The 20,303-nt window shown below is 71.3% G+C and carries 18 protein-coding genes; 8 read left to right on the top strand and 10 right to left on the bottom strand.

The genetic code is table 11. The features are described 5' to 3' along the window. Nucleotides 1–29 precede the first annotated feature (29 nt). Nucleotides 30–236, bottom strand: a complete 207-nt coding sequence (locus ACZ6WH_RS35350; protein WP_030263889.1) for a DUF5999 family protein — start codon at nt 234–236, stop codon at nt 30–32. Nucleotides 237–669: 433 nt separating this feature from the next. Further along, a complete protein-coding gene (locus ACZ6WH_RS35345) occupies nt 670–1,254 on the bottom strand; it encodes a hypothetical protein (RefSeq protein WP_469733779.1) in 585 nt (194 codons plus the stop codon). A gap of 535 nt (nt 1,255–1,789) precedes the next feature. On the opposite strand from ACZ6WH_RS35345, the gene ACZ6WH_RS35340 reads away from it, so the two are divergent. Then, nucleotides 1,790–3,292 carry a glutamate-cysteine ligase family protein gene (locus tag ACZ6WH_RS35340; RefSeq protein ID WP_361566183.1) on the top strand — a complete coding sequence of 501 codons (1,503 nt, stop codon included), beginning with the start codon at nt 1,790–1,792 and terminating at the stop codon, nt 3,290–3,292. Nucleotides 3,293–3,576: 284 nt separating this feature from the next. After that, entirely contained in the window at nt 3,577–4,380 is an 804-nt protein-coding gene (locus ACZ6WH_RS35335; RefSeq protein ID WP_469733789.1) for a CPBP family intramembrane glutamic endopeptidase, read from the top strand. 282 nt (nt 4,381–4,662) lie between these two features. Here the strand turns inward: ACZ6WH_RS35335 and ACZ6WH_RS35330 are convergent, their stop codons facing one another. Then, nucleotides 4,663–5,496 carry a PhzF family phenazine biosynthesis protein gene (locus tag ACZ6WH_RS35330; protein WP_469733777.1) on the bottom strand — a complete coding sequence of 278 codons (834 nt, stop codon included), beginning with the start codon at nt 5,494–5,496 and terminating at the stop codon, nt 4,663–4,665. Nucleotides 5,497–5,728: 232 nt separating this feature from the next. Here ACZ6WH_RS35330 and ACZ6WH_RS35325 point away from each other — a divergent pair, with 232 nt between their 5' ends. After that, the gene (locus ACZ6WH_RS35325; RefSeq protein ID WP_469733775.1) at nt 5,729–6,322 is read left to right on the top strand and encodes a PadR family transcriptional regulator; all 594 of its coding nucleotides are present in this window, start codon (nt 5,729–5,731) and stop codon (nt 6,320–6,322) included. A 142-nt stretch (nt 6,323–6,464) separates the two neighbouring features. Here the strand turns inward: ACZ6WH_RS35325 and ACZ6WH_RS35320 are convergent, their stop codons facing one another. After that, the gene (locus tag ACZ6WH_RS35320; protein WP_469733773.1) at nt 6,465–6,944 is read right to left on the bottom strand and encodes a type II toxin-antitoxin system Rv0910 family toxin; all 480 of its coding nucleotides are present in this window, start codon (nt 6,942–6,944) and stop codon (nt 6,465–6,467) included. Nucleotides 6,945–7,282: 338 nt separating this feature from the next. Between ACZ6WH_RS35320 and ACZ6WH_RS35315 the strand changes: the two genes are divergently transcribed. Both ACZ6WH_RS35315 and ACZ6WH_RS35310 read left to right on the top strand, forming a co-directional pair. Then, on the top strand, nt 7,283–7,828 hold the full coding sequence (locus ACZ6WH_RS35315; RefSeq protein ID WP_469733788.1) for a peptidase: 546 nt from the start codon (nt 7,283–7,285) through the stop codon (nt 7,826–7,828). Between the two features lie 128 nt (nt 7,829–7,956). Beyond that, nucleotides 7,957–8,970, top strand: coding sequence for an EamA family transporter (locus ACZ6WH_RS35310; protein WP_469733771.1), 1,014 nt, complete (start codon nt 7,957–7,959; stop codon nt 8,968–8,970). 97 nt (nt 8,971–9,067) lie between these two features. On the opposite strand, the gene ACZ6WH_RS35305 is transcribed toward ACZ6WH_RS35310, so the two are convergent. Further along, on the bottom strand, nt 9,068–9,769 hold the full coding sequence (locus ACZ6WH_RS35305) for a pyridoxamine 5'-phosphate oxidase family protein (RefSeq protein ID WP_469733769.1): 702 nt from the start codon (nt 9,767–9,769) through the stop codon (nt 9,068–9,070). A gap of 37 nt (nt 9,770–9,806) precedes the next feature. On the opposite strand from ACZ6WH_RS35305, the gene ACZ6WH_RS35300 reads away from it, so the two are divergent. Further along, complete coding sequence (locus tag ACZ6WH_RS35300) at nt 9,807–11,138, top strand: aminotransferase class I/II-fold pyridoxal phosphate-dependent enzyme (RefSeq protein ID WP_469733767.1); 1,332 nt, start codon at nt 9,807–9,809, stop codon at nt 11,136–11,138. Between the two features lie 168 nt (nt 11,139–11,306). Here the strand turns inward: ACZ6WH_RS35300 and ACZ6WH_RS35295 are convergent, their stop codons facing one another. Continuing rightward, entirely contained in the window at nt 11,307–12,335 is a 1,029-nt protein-coding gene (locus ACZ6WH_RS35295; protein WP_469733765.1) for a DMT family transporter, read from the bottom strand. Nucleotides 12,336–12,410: 75 nt separating this feature from the next. Between ACZ6WH_RS35295 and ACZ6WH_RS35290 the strand changes: the two genes are divergently transcribed. Beyond that, nucleotides 12,411–13,316 carry a LysR family transcriptional regulator gene (locus ACZ6WH_RS35290; protein ID WP_469733763.1) on the top strand — a complete coding sequence of 302 codons (906 nt, stop codon included), beginning with the start codon at nt 12,411–12,413 and terminating at the stop codon, nt 13,314–13,316. A 206-nt stretch (nt 13,317–13,522) separates the two neighbouring features. On the opposite strand, the gene ACZ6WH_RS35285 is transcribed toward ACZ6WH_RS35290, so the two are convergent. The 3 genes from ACZ6WH_RS35285 to ACZ6WH_RS35275 form a co-directional block, all read right to left on the bottom strand. Then, the gene (locus tag ACZ6WH_RS35285; RefSeq protein ID WP_469733761.1) at nt 13,523–15,088 is read right to left on the bottom strand and encodes a carboxyl transferase domain-containing protein; all 1,566 of its coding nucleotides are present in this window, start codon (nt 15,086–15,088) and stop codon (nt 13,523–13,525) included. Nucleotides 15,089–15,389: 301 nt separating this feature from the next. Beyond that, nucleotides 15,390–16,910: an acyl-CoA synthetase gene (locus ACZ6WH_RS35280; protein WP_469733759.1), complete on the bottom strand. Its 1,521-nt coding sequence runs from the start codon at nt 16,908–16,910 to the stop codon at nt 15,390–15,392. Nucleotides 16,911–17,133: 223 nt separating this feature from the next. After that, nucleotides 17,134–18,630 carry an SLC13 family permease gene (locus ACZ6WH_RS35275; protein WP_469733757.1) on the bottom strand — a complete coding sequence of 499 codons (1,497 nt, stop codon included), beginning with the start codon at nt 18,628–18,630 and terminating at the stop codon, nt 17,134–17,136. A gap of 268 nt (nt 18,631–18,898) precedes the next feature. Here ACZ6WH_RS35275 and ACZ6WH_RS35270 point away from each other — a divergent pair, with 268 nt between their 5' ends. Beyond that, nucleotides 18,899–19,681 (top strand): FadR/GntR family transcriptional regulator, encoded by a 783-nt coding sequence (locus ACZ6WH_RS35270; RefSeq protein ID WP_469733755.1) that lies wholly within the window; start codon nt 18,899–18,901, stop codon nt 19,679–19,681. 11 nt (nt 19,682–19,692) lie between these two features. On the opposite strand, the gene ACZ6WH_RS35265 is transcribed toward ACZ6WH_RS35270, so the two are convergent. Beyond that, on the bottom strand, nt 19,693–20,163 hold the full coding sequence (locus tag ACZ6WH_RS35265) for a pyridoxamine 5'-phosphate oxidase family protein (protein ID WP_469733753.1): 471 nt from the start codon (nt 20,161–20,163) through the stop codon (nt 19,693–19,695). Between the last annotated feature and the right edge of the window lie 140 nt (nt 20,164–20,303).

The raw sequence follows: 20,303 nt of genomic DNA, 5'->3' as shown, positions 1-20,303 counted from the left end.
CCTGCTCGTTCCTGTTCCCGCTCACCGCGTCAGGCCGCGGTGACGACCTGCCCGGTGCCCATCGGCCGGTGCGGGTCGATGACCTGCCCGTCCGGCAGGAGCTCACCGGTGTCCTCGAAGAGAAGTACGCCGTTGCACAACAGGCTCCAGCCCTGTTCCGGGTGGTGCGCCACGAGATGCGCGGCTTCCCGGTCGGCGGACTCTGCTGACGGACACGGTGGCTGGTGCTGGCACATGGATGCTGTCTTTCGCTGCGGTGTGGTGGTGGACGTCTTCCTGCGGCGCGATGAGGTGTTCATGGCCGCCCCCCGTTCGGTAGTTCGCTCCCAGTGTTGCCCTACAGAACTGATTCCGCAGGGATTTCGCAGCAGCCGTACTTACTCGGTAAGGACGCATCACCCGTGCGGGCGGTTGCCGTCGCCAAGACAGCACCTATGGGTGGTTCCGTCTGGTCATTCCGGGCTAGTCCTGTGGCGGAACGGCGCGTTCGGGGAAGTTCCGGACGGACATGCGCCCGCGCATGGCTACCCGTAGTGATGCCCCGCCGAACCACCCGGGACACCCGCGGACAGCAGTGCGCCCCGCGGTGAGGAGAACCGCGGGGCGCACTCCGGCAATGCAGCACCTGCCCGGCAGGCGGCGTTTCGAGGGACGCCGCGTACCGAGTCCCTACGCCGGCGAGCCGAGGAGGGGCGCCGGGGTGAGGCGGAGCGTGAGACGGGACAGGAGATCGGCGACACGGTGCGGCCGGTGGGCGGCGATGCCGGGCGGCGCCGGGGCCAGTGGGACCAGCAGGTCCCCCGGTACCGGGCAGCCTTCGGCACCGTCCGCCGAGACGTCCTCGTGCAGCCACAGCGTGAGCATGTACAGCTCCGGCACGGAGAGCAGCCGTGGCTGATACGCGGCCGGCACGGATTCGGCCTGGTGCAGGGCCCGTTCGATCGCGGACACGTACGGTCCCTCACCGAAGTGCGAGAACGCCCAGCCGTCCGGCGTGAGCATGGCATCCGCCGTGGCCAGCGCGCGTTCGCCGCCACGGATGAGGAATCGCCAGCCGGTCAGGCGGGTACGCGGGGTGCCGCGACGCGAGACGTCGTCGAGTACATGGACGGGCAGGGGACGTTCGGGGCGCAGCGGGCCCTGATGAACACGGAGGGCGGGAGTCGGGGCCTCACGTACGGCAGTAGGAGAACCGAGGGCGGTGAGGACGCTGCGCAGGGCGGGAGCAGGGGCAGGGGGTACATGCAGCGGCATGGTGGGTCGCCTCTCACTTGGGAGACACGGTGGTGCTGGGCACGTGCGGACGACGCTGTCAGCAGGCGGGAGCAGAGCGTGGCCGACCGGGGCCATGGCCCGGCGGGGGTGTCAGCCGCTGTGCCTCAGCCTCGGAAATGCCCCGCTAGCTGGGCGCCAACTCTCTGCCTCGCCCACGAAGTTTATACGACAGGTGTTCAGTGCTTGTTTCGGCTACCGCTGACGGAGATTTTTGGCAAGTCTTATTACGGCCCGTTCTCCGCGGTGTTTTCGATGCAATTATGCACCCTGTTGGTGCACGGACCTCGGATTACTCCGACGACGCGGTCGGCCGGATGTCATCGTGCTTTGGAACAGGGCCAATGCGCCGGGCGCGAGCCCCCGCCGTATGCCCTCGGAATGTGCCATTCGGTCCGACCTCCCAAGCCTATCGGGGGCACCCGGCCCCCCGAGGCGTTATCGAACCGATTGCCGGGCATCATCGACCGCACGGACCCGCGCCCCGCGGGCCCGCCACGTCAGGAGGGACGCTCCGATGGGGGAGAAGGTCAGCGCCGGCGGAATTGATCCCGGCGACCGGCAGCGTTATCGAAGAAGGCTCAACGAGTGCCTGGAGGCATTGGAGAGGCTACTGGCCGAGAAGCGGTTCGACCGCCCCAAGAACCTCATGGGCCTGGAGATAGAATTGAATCTTGCCAGCGCCGACGGCATGCCCAGGATGATGAACTCCGAGGTGCTGGAACGCATCGCCAGCCGGGATTTCCAGACTGAGCTCGCCCAGTTCAACCTGGAAGTCAATATCCTGCCGCACCGCCTCTCCGGACGAGTGCTGGACCAGCTCGCCGAAGAACTGCGTACCGGCCTCGCCTACGCCGACCGCAAGGCCCGCGAAGTCGCAGCGCGCATCGTGATGATCGGCATTCTGCCCACCCTCACCGCGGAGGACCTGGTCTCCTCCAACCTCTCCGAGGCCGACCGCTACACACTGCTCAACGACGAGATGCGGGCCGCCCGCGGCGAGGACTTCGAGATCGACATCGAAGGAGTGGAGCGGCTCACCGCCACCTCACCCTCCATCGCCCCCGAAGCCGCCTGCACCTCCGTACAACTGCACCTCCAGGTCACCCCCGGCCGCTTCGCCGCCGTATGGAACGCCGCCCAGGCCCTCACCGCCGTACAGATCGCCATCGGCGCCAACTCCCCCTTCCTCTTCGGCCGCGAACTGTGGCGCGAATCCCGGCCACCGGTCTTCCAGCAGTCCACCGACACCCGCCCGCCCGAACTCCAGGCCCAGGGCGTCCGCCCCCGCACCTGGTTCGGCGAACGGTGGATCGAATCGGCCCACGACCTCTTCGAGGAGAACGTCCGCTACTTCCCCCCACTGCTCCCCATGTGCGGCGAAGAGGACCCCCTCGCCGTACTGGAGAAGGGCGGCGTACCGGAACTCTCCGAGCTCGTCCTCCAGAACGGCACGGTCTACCGCTGGAACCGCCCCGTCTACGCCGTCACGGAAGGCGTCCCGCACCTCCGCGTCGAGAACCGCGTGCTGCCCGCCGGCCCCACCGTCACCGACGTGATCGCCAACGTCGCCTTCTACTACGGCCTCGTACGGGCCCTCGCCGACGACCCGAGGCCCGTATGGACCCGGCTGCCGTTCGCCGCCGCCGCCGAGAACTTCGAGACCGCCTGCCGCTACGGCATCGACGCCGCCCTCCAATGGCCCCGTCCCGGCCGCTCCGGAGGCATCGCCCAGATCCCCGCCGTACGCCTCGTCCTCCAGGAACTGCTGCCCATGGCCGCCGCCGGGCTCGACGGCTGGGGCGTGGCCCCCGCCGACCGCGACCACTACCTCGGCGTCATCGAGGCCCGCTGCCGCCGCCGCGTCAACGGCGCATCCTGGCAGGCCGCCGCCTACCACCGCGCCCTCCAGAGCGGCCTCGACCGCCAGGAAGCCCTCGCCGCCATGACCCGCCGCTACAGCGAACTGATGCATGAGGGACGGCCGGTGCATGAGTGGGAGCTGGAGGGGGTTGTGTAGTAAGGGGGTGGGTGGGGGGGCGGAGGCGGGGGCGTCGCTGGGTGCGTCTGCGGCCCCGGGCACTGCCCGCCCCCCCCAGCACATGCAACGCCCCGTGCGACGCCCCCGCGTGCGACGACTTCGGGGCCTTCGGGCAAGCTGTGACCTCCACTGCGGTGCGTGCCACGTGGATGCGCTCGCCCCGGCCTGTCGAGTGCGACCTCCGTACCCGCATTCGAGACCCTGGCGGGCAGTGGAGGCGTACCGGCGCTATCGCGGAACTGGAGGCAGGCGTGCAGTCCGAAGTGCACCCCGTTGCTGACTCTCTCCCCGGCGAGGGCCCGTCCGGCGGCCTCTCCCGCAGGACGCTGAGGAGCGAGACACTCATCGTCCTCGCGCTCTCCCTCGGGGCCAGCGCGGTCTCCGCCCTCATCAGCTTCGTGGGAGCACTCACCAAACCCGGCGGCCTCAAGGACCAGGCGGCGAACCTCAACAGTTCCCACGCGCCCGGCCGCCCCTGGCTCGATCTCGCCTGGCAGCTCTTCGGGATCGCCACCGCGCTGGTCCCCGTAGTGCTCGTCGCCCACCTGCTCCTCAGGGAACGCGCGGGCGGACTGCGCGCCCTCGGCCTCGACCGCCGGCGACCCGGGTTCGACCTCGGATGGGGAGTCGTGGTGGCCGCCGCCATCGGGGGCAGCGGGCTGCTGCTCTACCTGGGCGCCCGGGCGGCCGGCGCCAACCTCACCGTCGTCCCCGAATCACTGCCCGACGTCTGGTGGAAATTCCCGGTACTGATCGCCTCCGCCGTGCAGAACTCGGTCGTGGAAGAGGTGATCGTCCTCGGCTACCTGCTCCGCCGCCTCGGCCAGTTGGGATGGTCACCGACGGCCGCGCTCCTCGCCAGCTCGCTCCTGCGCGGCTCGTACCACCTGTACCAAGGCATCGGCGGCTTCGTCGGCAACGTCGTGATGGGCGCACTCTTCGTACTTATCTACCGCCGCTGTGGACGACTCGCCCCCCTCATCATCGCCCATGCCACCATCGACCTAGTCGCATTCACCGGCTACGCCCTCCTGGCAGGGAGGGTGGGGTGGCTGCCAACGGGGTGAGGGGAGCGGGGTGGGGGGAGGGGGAGGCCCCCGGGGGGGGAAGCGGGGGCGGATGGTCGCGGCCGTGCGGCGTCTCGCGGGCGGCGGTGGCGTCCGGCGACCTGGGCGGTGAGGCGGGCGGCGGCGGCGTCCGGCGACCTGGGCGGTGAGGCGGGCGGCGGCGGCGTCCGGCGGGCGGAGAGCGAGGGGGCCTCTCTCGCCCTGGGCCTCACCTCCCGCCCCGGGCCTCACCTCCGACCCCGAGCCTCACCCCTCCGCCCCCGCCTCACCTCGCCCCCCGCCTCACCGCCCAGGTAGCGCCGCTTCCGTCAGTTCGCCCTTGATGACGGTCACCGCGCTGCCGGTCAGTAGCGTGCGGTCGCCGCGCAGCGCTGTGCGCACGAGGCCGGTACGGGTGGAGCCCTGGAGGCCGGTCAGCTCGTCGCGCCCCAGCCGCGCCGACCAGAACGGCGCGAGCGCCGTGTGCGCGCTCCCCGTTACCGGGTCCTCGGCGATGCCGACGCCGGGGAAGAAGCAGCGCGTGGCGAAGTCGTAGTCGCCGTCCGGGTTCTCGGCGCGCGCGGTGGCGATCACGCCCCGGTCCCCGAACCGGACCAGCGCCGCGAGATCGGGTGACAGCTCGCGTACGGTCCGCTCGTCCGCCACCTCCACCAGCAGGTCTCCCACCTGCGGGCCCGTCTCGTACGTGGAGACCGGCTCGGTGCCGAGTGCCGCGGCCAGCCCCTCCGGTACCGGTACGGCGGTGAGCGGCGCGGTCGGGAAGTCCATCCCGATGGAGCCGTCATCGGACGCGGTGGTGGTGAGTACGCCGCTGCGGGTGGCGAAACGCACCGTGCCGGTGGCGATGCCGGCGGAGTACAGGACGTGCGCGGTGGCGAGCGTGGCATGGCCGCACATGTCGACCTCGGTGGCAGGCGTGAGCCAGCGCAGCGCCCAGTCCGCCTCGTCGCTGTCCGGGAGCGGCAACGCGAATGCGGTCTCCGAGAGATTCACCTGGGCCGCGACCTGCTGCAGCCAGGACTGCTCGGGATACGACGAGCCGTCCAGCGGGACGACTCCCGCCGGGTTGCCGCCGAAGGGATGGTCGGTGAAGGCGTTGACGATGTGGATCTGCATGACGTGAGCGTAAGTACCTCGGACCGTGAGCCACGAGTGCCAATCGAAGAAAATTGGACTGAATGATGAGGCATTGGATTGATTGTGGTCCGTCATCGCCTACTTGTCGCGGCGAGGTGGCCGCCTCCTGTGAGGCCACTCCCCATCTCCTCAGTGTCGACGCTTGCCGACCGAGCGCTTCCGATATATCGTTGAAGCATCGCGACAGATCAACGATAGGAGTGACGCGACGATGCGAGCACATGGACATGAACACTGGCACTCCGGACGTCGAGGTGGCGGCCGGGGTGAGTACGAGGGGCGGCGCGCCGCCTTCGGGCCGTTCGGGCCGCCCTTCGGCGGGCCTCCGTTCGGCGGTGGCCGAGGCCGAGGAGGTCCGCGGGGCCGTGCGCGGCGCGGTGATGTACGCGCTTCGATCCTGGCGCTGCTCAAGGACCGCCCCATGCACGGTTACGAGATGATCCAGGAGATCGCCGAGCGCAGCGGCGGCGCGTGGAAGCCGAGCCCCGGCTCGGTCTACCCGACTCTGCAACTGCTGGAGGACGAGGGCCTGATCGCCAGCCGGAGCGAGGGCGGCAAGAAGCTGTTCGAGCTCACCGACGAGGGTTGTACGGAAGCGGAGAACGGCTCGGACGCCCCCTGGGAGGACGCCGGTCGTGGCGTCGACTGGGAGGCGATGAGCGAGATCCGCAAGGCCGGCGGCGGCCTCGTCGAAGCCTTTCGGCAGGTGTGGGCGACCGGTACGCCGGAGCAGCGCGAGAAGGCGATCGCCGTGGTCAACCGGGCACGGAAGGATCTCTACCTGATCCTCGCCGAGGATGAGTGAGCCGGTCGGACCGTGGTGGAAGCGAGGGCCGTGGTCGTGACGATGTCCGACCGCGGCCCTCGTGTGCTCGGTCGGCTCGGGTGCTCAGCCGGCACGTCTGCTCAGTTGGCCGGCACATCCGGCCGTTCGGCGGCTCGGCCGGTCAGGCGACGAGCCCCGCGAGCCTGTCGAGCGACTCGTCGAGTGCCGACTTCGCCGAGTCCTTGAGCTTGCCGGCCATCAATGACACAGCAGCGCCGGTGAACGACCCGTCGATCCGGACGGTCGTCGCCTCGGCCGCGGATCCCTCCCCTTCCTCCGTGCCGGCCGGCGCGAGTTCCTCCGTGCCGGCCGGTGCGAGGGCGTACCGCATGCGGAGGCTGACGCCCATCGGTCCCTTGCCCTCGATGTCGAGCAAGCGCGCGGGTTCCACGGCGCGTACGGTCCAGCTCACCTCGGCGGGGAAGCCCATGAGCTTCATGTTCTCCGCGTAGGTGGCTCCGGGCTCCAGCGTCGCCGGGCCTCCTTCGGGGAAGCCGGTGTGGGTGGCGTTCCACCGGCCGTAGGCGTCGAAGTCGGTCACGTGGCGCCATATCTCTTCCGCTGGTGCTGCGATGCGGGCCTGGGCGGTGACGTCGGCCATGTGGGCACCCCTTGGTGACGGCCCGGTGGGTCGTCCTCGTCGGCGATGATCCTGGCGAGAGCTCGGTGACTGTGCGTCCGGCCGAGCCTTCACTCCGGTGGTGCCGCGGAAGGTAGCCGCTGGTGGCGCAAGGTTCAAGGCTGATGGGCCGTCAGGTATTGCTCGGCGCGCACCGGCGGGGTACGAGGGTGCGTACGCATCCCTGGGCGCCCGCGCACGTGCCGGGCATATCCTCCGTAGGGATGAGATTTCCTTACCCGGTGCCCAACCATGGTGGGATGCGCAAATGCTCCCTCCCGGGGATGTTCTGGTAGCAAGAGGCTGGTGGGGTGGGGTACGTGCAAAACCGTACTGCGTACAACAGCGGAGCGGGTCCGTCCCCGGAGGATCTCGACGCTTGTCTGACTGTCGAGCTCGCGTCGGTGCTCTCAGCTGCCCGCAGGCGGGCCACGCGTGATGGCGACCGGCAGGTGGACACTGCCCACCTGCTGCACGGTCTCCTCGAATCCGACCCCGCCGTGCGCGAGGTGGTCGATCCCGAAGGGGACCGGACGGCACGGCTGCTGGGCTATCTCGTGCAGCGCAGTATCGGTTACGGCCTGCAGTGGCACGGCACCGTGGAGGACTCCGGGGCCGTGCCGATGGTGGCCGAGGGCGGGGTTCCGGGCTGGTCGCCGGCCGCGGCGGCCGCCATGGACGGCGCGCTGGACCGTGCGCACGCCCGCTACGCCATGCATGCCGGGTGTCTCGATCTCCTGGCCGCACTCGTCGACGACTCCGAGTGCCGGGCCGTCGAAGTGCTGCGCCGCGCCTCCGTCGACACGGTGCTCCTTGCGGTGCGGCTCGACCGGCAGACGCAGGAAGCGGTGGCGGAAGAGTTTTAGATCCTTGGGGCCTCACATGTGACGGCACGCCTGCAGCAGCAAGCCGTGAGTTCTCTCCCTGCCCCTGCCCCTGCCGTGACAGGGGTCTCGGTGGTGAAGCTGCTGACCTCCCCTGTCATGATGGCCGGATGCGCGAGACTTCGGGGACGGAAGTGAGCCGGCGTGGCCGGTCGAGAGGGTTCGGGCTCGGTCTCGCTCTCCTCTCGGCACTGGCCTTCGGGGGGTCGGGTGTGGCCGCGAAACCGCTGATCGCGGCCGGCCTGGAACCGCTGCACGTCACCTGGCTGCGGAGCGCGGGTGCGGCCCTCGTGATGCTGCCGGTCGCCTGGCGCCACCGTGCCCTGCTGTTCCGCCGCCCCGCACTGCTCATGGGTTTCGGGCTGCTCGCCGTTGCGGGCGTCCAGGCCTGCTACTTCGCCGCGCTGTCCCGCATTCCGGTGGGCGTCGCGCTGCTCATCGAGTACCTCGCCCCCGCGCTCGTCCTCGGCTGGGTGCGATTCGTCCAGCGTCGCCCCGTCAGCCGCGCCGCCGCGGCTGGGGCCGTCCTCGCCGTCGGCGGTCTGGCCTGCGTCGTCGAGGTGTGGGCGGGGCTGAGCTTCGACGTGCTCGGGCTGGCGCTCGCGCTCGGCGCGGCCTGCTGTCAGGTGGGGTACTTCGTCCTTTCCGATCATGGCGGTGACGAAGAGGGCGGTGCCCATCCGCTCGGCGTGATCGCGTACGGGCTGCTCTTCGGCGCGCTCCTTCTGACCGTGGTGGCGCGGCCCTGGAACATGGACTGGTCGGTGCTCGCGGGCAGCGCCGACATGGACGGCGCGACCGTACCGGCCGTACTGCTGCTCGCCTGGCTCGTGCTGCTGGCGACAGTGCTCGCCTACCTCACCGGCGTGATCTCCGTCCGACGGCTGTCGCCCCAGGTCGCGGGTGTCGTCGCGTGCCTAGAGGCGGTGATCGCGACCGTACTGGCCTGGGTGCTGCTCGGTGAGCACCTGTCCGCGCCGCAGCTCATCGGCGGCGCGGTGGTACTCACCGGCGCGTTCATCGCACAGTCCAGTACGCCCAAGCCGCCCCGGGACGTGGCCTCGCGCACCGGTGATGACACGCGCGCGGAGACAGCGATGCCGGCCGGGTCGACCGGTACGTAAGGGCGTAGCCCGGTACTTCTCAAGGCTCCTGGCCCTTTACTCCTTGCCCCTCGCGTCGTCGGAAGGCGCGCCCCGGGGTGGATGGGGGTGGCCGGTCTCAGAGGTTCTGGAGGTAGGCGGGGACGGCCGTGCCAGGGGCCAGGTCGTCGGACGGTATGAGCGGGCCGTATGTCGGAGCCACCGGGACGACCCCGCTCCAGTGGGGGAGTGAGAGATCTTCGGGCTCGTCGTTCGGTCCGCCGGTACGGATCTTGGCGGATACCTCCGTCAGGTCGAGCCGGATGACGGCCGTGGCGGCGAGCTCCTTGGTGTTGCCGGGGCGGGAGTCGGCGGCGCGGCCGGGCAGGACGTGATCCACCAGCGCGTCGAGCGCTGCCGTCTTTTCTTCCGGGTCGGTGACCTGGTGGGCGGTGCCGTGGACCACGACGCTGCGGTAGTTGATGGAGTGGTGGAAGGCGGAGCGGGCGAGGACCAGGCCGTCGACGTGGGTGACGGTCACGCACACTGCCAGGCCGGGGTCCGTTCCGCCGGCCATCCGCAGCGGCCGTGAGCCGGTGGATCCGTGGAGGTAGAGGCGGTCGCCGACCCTGCCGTAGAGCGTGGGGAGCACGACCGGAGCGCCGTCGCGGACGAAGCCGAGGTGGCAGACGTATCCGGCGTCGAGGATCGAGTGCACGGTGTCGTGGTCGTACGCGGCACGGTCGGCGGACCGGGTCGGGACCGTGCGCTCGCCCGGAGCGTAGGTGGCGGGGGACGCTGCGCCGGCTTCGGCCGTTGTGGTGGATGCGGGCTCGGGCATGTTGCCAACTCCATTGCACTAGTGCATAATCATGTTTGTGCTAGGAGAGTATCGGATCGAAGGGCGGCGCGCATCGGATATTGCCGCCAGCGTCGAGCGAGCCATCGGTGCGGGCGAGCTCCAACCAGGTGAAGTCCTCCCACCCATGCGGGAGTTGGCTGTCTACCTCGAGGTGAATCCCAACACGGTCGCGTCCGCGTACCGGACGCTGCGTGACCGAGGAGTGGTCGAAACCGCCGGACGCCGCGGCACCCGCGTCCGGTCGCGCCCGACCAGTACGCCACGCGAGGCGCTGCGGGTCGACGTTCCACCGGGCGTACGCAATGTGTCCGACGGCAATCCCGACCCCGAGCTGCTTCCGGCGCTGGGTCCGGCGCTCGCCGCCGCGGCCGATCGCGCCGCCGTCCGCCCGACGCTGTACGGCGCTCCGTTGGTGGATGAGGAGTTGGCCGGACGGGCGCGAGCCGCGTTCGACGCCGACGGGGTGCCGGCCGGCCCGGTCGCCCTCACCTCCGGCTCGCTCGACGCCATCGAGCGGGTCCTCGCCGCGCACCTCCGCCCCGGCGATGCGGTGGCGGTCGAGGACCCGGGGTGGGGGAGCCTGCTGGATCTCATCCCCGCGTTGGGTCTGCGCCCCGTTCCGGTCGGCGTGGACCAGGACGGGCCGCTGCCGACGGAGCTGGAGCGTGCGCTGGCGCTCGGCGTGCGGGCGGCGATCGTCACGGACCGGGCGCAGAATCCGACCGGCGCGGCGGTGGGGGCGACGCGCGCCGAGGAGCTCCGGTCGCTGCTGGCCGAGTACCCGACGGTTCTGCTGGTCGAGGACGACCACAGTCACCAGATCGTCGACGTTCCGCTGCAACCCCTGGCGGGGGTGACGGACCACTGGGTGCTGATCCGGTCGACGGCCAAGGCGTACGGCCCCGACCTGCGGCTGGCGGTCGTCACCGGCGACACGGTCACGGTGGACCGGCTGGGCGGACGGCAGCGGCTCGGTCCCGGCTGGGTGAGCCATCTGCTGCAGGACACGGTGGTCCACCTCTGGCGGACGGAGGCCGTGGATCCGGTCGAGGTCGCCGAGTCCTATGGGCGTCGCCGCGACGAACTGATACGGGCCTTGGCCGAGCGGGGTGTCGAGGCGCACGGCCGGAGCGGGATGAACGTGTGGGTGCCGGTCCCGGACGAGACGGATGCGGTGTCACGGCTGCTGCACGCCGGCTGGGCGGTGGCTCCCGGAGCCCGGTTCCGGATGGATTCGCCGCCCGGCATACGGATCACGGTGTCCAGCCTCTCCCACGAGGACATCGAACCGCTCGCCACGGCCGTGGCCACGGCCTGCCTGCCGGGGGAGGCCCGTCGGTACGTCTGACCGCTGCGGTACGCCCGACCGCTGCGGTACGCCCGACCCCGCTTCAGTGCGTCTGGCTGCTTCAGTGCGTCTAACCGCCTCGGTGCGTCTGACCGCTCGGCGGTGTGCGGGGCCCGGGCGCGACGGCCTGGGCCCGGCTGGGGAAACGCAGGAAGGGGGACGGGGAGTTCAGGAGCGGGAGGGGCGGGGGCGGCTCTGGGTGAGGGCGGCGCCGGCCAGGACGATCAGGGCGCCTACCGGGGTGTTCCAGCCGAGGTGTTCGCCCAGGACGGCGACGCCGGCGACGGTGGCGATGACCGGGATGAAGTACGTGACCATCTGCGCGGTGGTGGGGCCGACCTCGGCCACCAGGCCGTACTGGAGGAGGAAGGCGAAGCCGGTGCCGAGGGCGCCGAGAGCGATGATCGAGAACAGGGGGACGACGGGGAACGAGGTGGGGAGCGTGGTGAAGAGCGGTGTCACCACGGCCAGTTGCAGCGTGGCGAGCAGCAGCTGGGCGCTGGACATGGAGAGGCTGGAGTTCTTGGAGCCCGCGAGGGTGCGGCGGACGTAGATCCAGCCGATCGGGTAGCAGAGCGAGGCGCCCAGGGCCATGAGCGTGCCCAGAGGGTCGGTACCGGAGAAGCCCTGCCAGGCACCGAGGACGGTCAGTACGCCGAGGAAGCCGAGGCCCAGACCCGCGACGCGGCGCCGAGTGGGGCGGTCCTCGGACAGTGCTACGACGGAGAGGGCCATGCCCCACAGCGGGGAGGTGGCGTTGCAGATGCCGGCCAGAGTGGAGGGGATGGTCAGCTCGGAGTACGCGAAGAGCGAGAAGGGCAACGCGTTGAGGAACAGGGCGGACACTGCCAGGTGAGCCCAGGTGCGCCGGCCTCGTGGCAGTCGCTCCCGCTTGGCGACGAGTACGGCGGCGAGTACGGCCGTTCCGAAGATCATGCGGCCGAATGTGACCTGGAGCGGAGCGTATCCCTGGGTTCCGACCTTGATGAACAGGAAGCTGAAGCCCCAGATCAGCGCCAGTACGGCGAACCGGATGCGCCAGTCGAGCGCGGAACGGGGCGTAGCGCGGCGAGATGTCCGCGCCGGGGTGCTTCCGCCTTTGCCGGGCTCGACGCCGGGGGCGGGTGCAGTGGAGAGGGGGCCGGGGGCTTGTGCGGAAGCAGGGTGGGGTGACGAGGAGGAGGGGGCGGTGCTCATGGCGTCAACGATCGCGTGCGGCTATCGCGTAGCACAAGTGAGTTTTCGTGAGCGCTACCGCGTAGCATTGCTTATATGTTGAACATGGAGAGGCTGCGGACGCTCAGCGCAGTGGCGCGGCACGGTTCGGTGCGCGCGGCGGCCGAGGGGCTGCATGTCACCACCTCCGCCGTCTCGCAGCAACTGGCCAAGCTGGAGCGGGAGACGGGGCAGCAGCTGCTGGCCAAGAACGGGCGGGGAGTGCGCCTGACCGACGCGGGGCGGCTGCTCGCCGGTCACGCGGCGCGCATCCTCTCGCAGGTCGAGCTGGCCGAGGCCGAGCTGGAGGCGCACCGTGGGCAGGCGGTGGGCGAGCTGCGGATGGGGGCCTTTCCCACGGCGGCACGCGGACTGTTCCCGGACGCCCTTGCCACGCTGCTCGTCGAACATCCGCAGTTGCGGGCGCGACTGTGGGAGATGGAGCCGGGCGACTCGGTGCGGGCGGTGGTACGGGGCGACATCGACCTGGGTGTCGTACTGGACTGGTACAACCGGCCGTTGTCGCTGCCGGAGGGGCTGGCCAAGGCCCCGCTGCTGGACGACCCGGCGGACGTCGCCATGCCGTCGGACCACCGGCTGGCGGGGCGGCGGACGGTGGAGCTGGAGGACTTCGCGGACGACGCGTGGATCTCGTGGCCGCAGGGGGAGTTCTGCCACGACTGGCTGATGTCCACGCTGCGCAGCAAGGGGATCGAGCCGCGGATCGCGCACATGGCAGAGGAGCACGGCACGCAGCTCGCGCTGATCGCCCGGGGGCTGGGGGTGGCGGTGGCGCCGCGGCTCGGGAGGGGGCCGGTTCCGGAGGGCGTGAGCGTGGTGCCCGTACGGCATCCGATGCGGCGGCACGTGTACGCGATCTGGCGCGCCGACGCGGACCGGCGCCCGTCGATCCGTGCGGCGGTCGGGGCCCTGCGCGAGGTGGGGCGAGCGCTGGAGGTGTGAGGGGGAGGTGGTGACAGGGGGCGAGGGGCGAGGAGGAGATGGTGAGAAGGGCGTCGGGGGGGCTGTCTGCCAGCAGCTCTCGCCCGTTCGCCTGGGCCCGGCCCGCCCCCTGGTCCCCTGCCCCTTGCACCGTCGCCGGCAGGGTGCCGGGGTGGTGACAGGGAGCAGGGAGCAGGGGCCTGGTAGCTGGTTGGGGCGGGGGTGGGTCAGTTGGCTGGGACGATGCCGCGGATGAGGCCGAGGGACATCAGGTCCTGAGGCCGTAAGTGGAGCTGGTCGGCGGTTCGGGGGACGTCGGAGGGGGTGCGTTTGAGGATGGCGGTGGCCAACTCCGGGGCGATGACGGAGAAGTAGCTGTCCGGGGTCGCCCACAGGCGGCCCGGCGCGGCCAGCGCGAGCGCGCCGCCCGAGCCGCCCTCGCCGATGAGCAGCGAGGTCAACGGAGTGCGCGCTTCGGCCATCGCCGTGAAGAGGTCCGCGATGGCGGCGCCGGCGCCGGACCGTTCGGCCGCCGCGTCGTTGGCCGCACCCGGAGTGTCCACCAGGGTGAGGACGGGGATGCCGAGCCGGTCGGCGAGGCGTACGAGGCGGGCCGCGGTGCGGAAGCCGGCCGGGCGGGTGGCCGTACCGCACTGTGCCGCGTACGCCACCGTACGGCCGGCCCGGTGGCCGAACCCGCAGCGCATGCCGTCGTCCACGCCTCCGCAGCGGTCCCCGCTGATCTCCTCACGCCAGTCGAAGTACGTGTCCAGGTACGCGTCGGCGTGCGGGCGTGCGGGGGCGCGGGTCCGCTGCACCGCGCTCCAGCCCGATTCCGGCAGGTCGCCTGCGCCCTGCGCGGTCGGTACCGGTGCCGCTTCCTCGTCCGAGGTGGTCAGCAGCCGCAGCCAGCGGGCGAGGGTGGCCCGCAGTCGCTCGGGCGGTACGACCGCGTCGATGTGGCCCGTGGCCAGCTGGCCTTCGGCGGTGTACGCGGACGGGTCGGCGTCGGCGGGACGTACGCGGGAGCCGGCGAAGCCGACCTGTGCGCCCGGCAGCGCGAGGATGACGTCGGCGCCGGCGCCGAGCGTCGCCCAGCCGCCGCCGGTCGTCGGATCGCGCAGGACCGCGAGCTGCGGGAGACCGGCGGCGCGCGTGAGCGCGGACTGTCCGGCGATGCGCTGGAGCTGGGTGAGGGCGAGCATGCCCTCCTGCATGCGGCTGCCGCCGGTGGCGATCAGGGAGACGACCGGGAGGCGGAGTTCGCGGGCCCGGGTGTATGCGGCTTCCAGGCGGTCGCCGGTGTGCCGGCCGAGGGAGCCGCCGAGGTAGCGGAACTCGAAGGAGATGACGACGGCGGGGGTGCCGCCGAAGTCGGCGGTGCCGCAGACGACGGACTCGCGTTCCCCGGTCGTCTCGGTGGCACGGGCCCGCGCGGCGCCGTAACCGTCCCAGCCGAGGGGACCGTCGTCGACTGCCGGGGCGTGCTCCGATTCCGAGGAAGTGGGCTGTGCCGATTCCGAGGACGCGTGCTGTGCCGGTCCCGCGGAAGTGGACTGCGCCGATGCGGGCTGTCGCGACGGGGGCTGCGCTGATGCGGCTTCCTGGGAGGGCTGCGCGCCCGCCGGTTCCTGCGGTGGGGGCGCCGGCTCGGGCGGGCCGTGGGCCGGCCGAGCCGGGGTGGGGGCCGACGACGGGGCGGAATGATCCGCCGTCGGGAGGGCGGGACCGGCCCCGAGCCCGGACGGTTTCGCCAGGCCGGACGGCTTCGTCAGGCCCGACGGTTTCGCCATGCCGGACGGCTTTGCCGTCGGGTCGGCAGGTCCCCGGCACTTGTCCCTGTCGGTCGGCTCCGGCTTCGGCTCCGGTTCCGAGCCGGTCGGCCCCGGTTCCCGTACGACGGGCTCCGAGCCGGGGAAGGGTCGGAAGGTTCCCTCGTCCGTCAGGCGGGCCAGCACCTCCCGCGCGGAGAGCCGGGCCGAGGGCGCACCCTCGGCATCCGGCGCCCCGCCCGGAAGCGGCCCGTTGGCGGGACCCGAAGCCCCCAGGCCCGCACGTACCGACCCCGACTCCGACCCCGCACCGTTCGTCTGGTTACGCATGGAGGCCCCGCTTGAGGATCTTGCCCATGTCGTTGCGCGGGAGGGCGTCGAGGAAGTGGACGATGCGGGGGCGCTTGTGGGGCGCGAGCTGGGCGGCGACGTGGTCGATGAGCTCCTGGGCCGTCGGTGCCGCGCCGCCGTTCTCGTCCGTGTCGGGGACGATCCAGGCCACGATGCGCTCGCCGAGGTCCTCGTCCGGTTCGCCGGTGACCGCGGCTTCGGCGACGCCGGGGTGTTCCAGCAGCGAGTTCTCGATCTCGCCCGCGCCGATCTTGTAGCCGCCGCTCTTGATGAGGTCGGTGGCCTTGCGGCCGACGATCCGGTACCGCCCGCCCGCGTCCCGGGTGGCCATGTCACCCGTACGGAACCAGCCGCCGTCGAACGCCTCGGCCGTCGCGTCCGGCCGGTTCAGGTACTCCACGAAGAGGTTCGGGCCGCGTACCTGGATCTCGCCGACCGTCTCGCCGTCGCTCTCCTCGATGACCGTGCCGGACTCCTCGACCAGCCGTGCGTGCACGCCCGGCAGCGGCACGCCGACCGTTCCCGGCGCGGCGGTGTCGTCGGCCCGGACGGCGGTGTTCATCAGGGTCTCGGTCATGCCGTACCGCTCGACGACGCGTGCGCCGGTCGCCGCCGTGATCTTCTGGTGGTCCGTCAGCGGCAGCGCGGCCGAGCCGGAGACCAGCAGCCGCGCACCGCCCAGCGCCTTGGCGAGCGCCGGGTTGTCACCCGCCTCGGCGGCCAGCCGGTGGTACATCGTCGGCACGCCGAACAGCATCGTGCCGACGCCGGCCAGTTCGCGGGCCACGCCCTCGGTGGAGAAGCGGCCGAGGTGGTGCACGGTGCCGCCGCGGCGAAGCGGGCCGAGGATGCCCAGGATCAGGCCGTGTACGTGGAACAGCGGCAGGCCGTGGACGAGTACGTCGTCAGCGGTCCACTGCCACGCCTCCTCCAGTGCGTCGAGCGTGGACGCGATGGCACGCCGGGGGATGACCACGCCCTTGGGGCGGCCCGTCGTGCCGGAGGTGTACACGATGACGGCGGGAGCCTCGGCACCCGGCTCCGGGGGCAGCTCGACCGCCCCGCCCGCCGCGCCGCCTGCCGCTCCGGTCGCCGTACCGGGTTCGCTTCCCTCGGCTGTCGCGCCCGATTCGGTCCCCTCGTACGGATCGACGTCGATGCGGGGCAGTGCGGCGAGCGGGCCGGGGAGTTCGGCGTCCGGTTCGGCCAGGACGAGCGTGGGCGCGCTGTCGGAGACGATGTGCGCCAGCTCGCTCTCGCCGATCTTGGGGTTGACCGGTACGGCCGGGATCCCGGCGAGCAGCGCCGCGACCACGGCGACCGAGGTCTCCATCGTGGGCGTTGCCCACACCGCCACCCGCCGCTCGGCGCCGATCCGCGCCGCGAGCGTGCCTGCGGACGCGGCGAGCTGTCCGTAGGTCAGCGCGCGGTCCTGGAAACGCAGTGCGGTACGGGAGGACGCCGTACGCAGCGCCGGGAAAAGCTCGTTCACCGAAACTCCTTCGTTCTCTTGCTGTGCGGGTACCCATTCCTGGATACCCGAGGTCCCTGTGGAACCGTGGCGGGTGATCCCTGCCCGGGACACCCGAGGACGATGACCGGTACGTGATCACTGGTACGTCATCACCCGTGTGTGATCACCGGCAGGTGATCGCCGTTGTGTGATGAGTGGCACGTGACCGGTCGGGTCCGCGTCGGTCGGTGGCACCTCGGCGTCAGCCGAAGCCAGGTACCACCAGCGCGAGCCAGACCAGCGCCGGTACGGCCACGACCACGAGGGCTCCGTACACCATCAACTGCCGGAAGAAACCGTCCCGGTCGACATTCTTGGCGTTCGCCAGCACCAGTGCGCCGTTCGTGGAGAACGGACTCACGTCGACGACGGTGGCGGAGACCGCGAGCGCCGCGACCATCCCGACCGCCCCGATCGAGCCCTGTGCCAGGAACGGTACGGCCAGTGGGATCAGCGCCCCGATGATGCCGACGGAGGAGGCGAACGCGGAGACCAGCGCGCCGATGTAACACAACAGCAGCGCGGCCAGCAGGGGTATGCCGATACCACCGACGGCGTGGCCCGCCCAGGTGATGGTGCCCATCTCGTCCAGGACACCGACGTAGGTGAGGACACCGCAGATCAGCAGCACGGTGGGCCAGGTGATCTCCGACACCGCGGCCTTGCTGTCCTGCGGCCATACGGCGCTGAGGACGACGGCGAGGGTGATCGCGGTCAGGCCGGCGTCCAGATCCAGGACGAGGACCGCCACGACCAGTGTCAGCAGGGCGAGGAGGGTGGTGAAGCGAGCCGGTGTGAGGGAGAGGGCACCGACAGGCGCACCGTCCGCGCCACCCGTTGGTTTGGTGTCCGTCGCGAGGCCGCCGCTCTCCTTCGGCGCGTCGTCCAGCGCAGTACGGTCGCCGTCATCCGGTGAGTCGTCCAGCGCCGTACGGTCGCCGTCACTCGGTGCGTCGCCCACCGCCGTACCGCCTCCGCCACCCGTTCGCGTGGTGGTTTCCATGCCGCTCCGGCCACCCGTGAGCGTGGTGCTTTCCGTACGGTTGTCGGCACCCGTGAGCGTGGTGTTCGCGGTCCGTTCGCCGCCACCCGTCCGGGGGAGGCGGAGCCCGCCCAGAGCGACGAAGAGGGCCGCCGCGATGACGAGGTTGACGACCAGGCTGGCGGCGAAGAGTGCGAGCGGGCTGCCGGGAAGGTGCTCGCGCGCGACGATGCCGTTGACGGTCGACCCGTAGATGCTGATCGGCGAGAACCCGCCGGCCTGTGCGCCGTGCACCACCAGCGCACCCATCAGCAGCGGACTGATGCCGTACTGCGCCGCGAAGCCGAGCGCGAGCGGAGCGACGATCGCCACCGCCGCCGGGCTGACCGCGCCGATCGCGGTGAGCGCGCCGGTGACCGCGAACATCACCCACGGGATGAGCGCGACCCGGCCGCCGACCAGCCGCACCGAGGCGTGCACCAGCCAGTCGGTGGTGCCGTTGGCGCGGGCGATGGCGAAGAGGTACGTCACGCCGACCAGGACCACGAACAGGTCGCCGGGGAAGCCGGCGAAGATGTCGTCCGCGCTCATCCCGGCGACCAGCGTGCCCACGCCGAACGCGGCGGCGAACGCCAGCGCGCCCATGTTGATCGACCGGGTGGTGGCCAGTACGAAGACCACTGCGAGCACGAGGATCGAGATCACTTCGGGCGACATCTGCGGCTCCGTTCATGGCCGGTCCGAGCGGCCTGAGCGGCCTGACCGGCTGGGGAAAAGTGGGGCAGGGGCAGGGCAGGGACATGGCTAGGAAAGGGACATGGCAGGGATAGAGACATGGCAGGGGCAGGAATGACGGCCCGACGGGGACGCGAGAGACACCCGGCGGGGCACTGGATCAATGGCCAATTGGCTGAGCCACTTTGATGGTCAAAGACGACGTGCGTCAATACTCTTGGCACGGCGAACGAACCGAGGGGGCGACCGGATGTCCGAGGCACTGCGGCCGATGACCAGGCCACGGCTCTACGAGCAGGTGGTCGAGAGACTGCGTCAGTACGCAGCCGAAAGCGGGCTGGGCGCGGGCGACCGCCTGCCCCCGGAGCGCGAACTGGCCCAGCGGCTCGGGGTCAGCCGCGCGTCGGTGAAGCAGGCCATCGTGGTGCTGGAGGTGCAGGGCCTGGTCGAGGTCCGGCACGGCGGCGGCACCTATCTCGTGCGTGGCACCCTGGACGCTGCCGAGCCCGTCGAGCGGCTGGTCGAGCGCCGCCGCCGGCTGCCGGACGTGCTGGAGGCGCGCGAGGCCATGGAGACCAAGCTCGCCGAACTGGCCGCCCGCCGCCGCACGGACGCCGACCTCGAAGCGCTCGACGACGCCCTCGCGCACATGACGCAGGAGGTCGCGGACGGCGGGCCGGGCGTGGAGGGCGACCGCCGCTTTCACGCCGCCGTCACCGCGGCCGCGCACAGCACGCTGCTCGCCGAGTTCATGCGCGCCATCGCCGAGCAGATCACCGAGAGCCGAAACGAATCGCTGCGCCAGCCCGGCCGCCCCAAGCGCTCGCTCGCCCAGCACCGCCGGATCCTGGAGGCCATCAGGGACGGCAATCCGAGGAGCGCGGCGACGGCCATGCGCCGGCACCTCCGTACGGTCGCCGAGGTACGGCTACTGACCTGGACACCGGAGGACGGGGACGACGCGGCGGGTGCGCAGGACGTACGGGACGTGCAGGACGTGCGCGACGTGCAGAACGTGCACGACGTGCAGTGAACTCCTGCTCCTCAGCCCGGGATCTTGCGGAAGTCCCACGATGCCACCGCGTCCGGGGTGAGGCGGACCCAGGCGTGGCGGCCGTCGGACGGCATCGTCTCCATGCCGAAGTACTTCGCCGCGAAGAGCCGCTCGGGCTCATCCAGTTCCGGGCAGGACTCGCCGTGGCGCGGTGCTTCGCCGACGAACACCACGCTGCCCGACAGTTCGGCGCCGCGCAGCTCGCCGTACTCGTGGCCGTCGTCGACCACGACCGCCGTGCGCGGGTCCTTCACGAGCTGCGCCCAGCGCTTGCTGCGGGTCAGCGAGTACAGCCACAGCGACGTGCCGTCCCATACGAACCACAGCGCGCCGACATGCGGTGCGCCGTCCGGGCCGACCGTGGCGATCCGGCAGGTCCGCTGCCGGGTCAGGAAGGTGTCCAGCTCCTCCGGGCTCATCATGATCCGGCGTCCTCTGCGCTGCCCCGCCGCTGTCGCCATCTGCCGCCACCTCCGGTGTGCCGTACGTGCCGTGTCCGCGCCGGCCCCGATCCGACCGGCCGGCGGCGGGCCCTGGCCGTCTGACCAAGTGTCAGGAATCATGGGCCCTCGGCTCAGCGAACGCAATGGACCCCCGGGCC

It is taken from the genome of Streptomyces sp. NPDC050806 (assembly GCF_055586425.1).
This window is presented reverse-complemented; position numbering and strand designations above follow the sequence as displayed.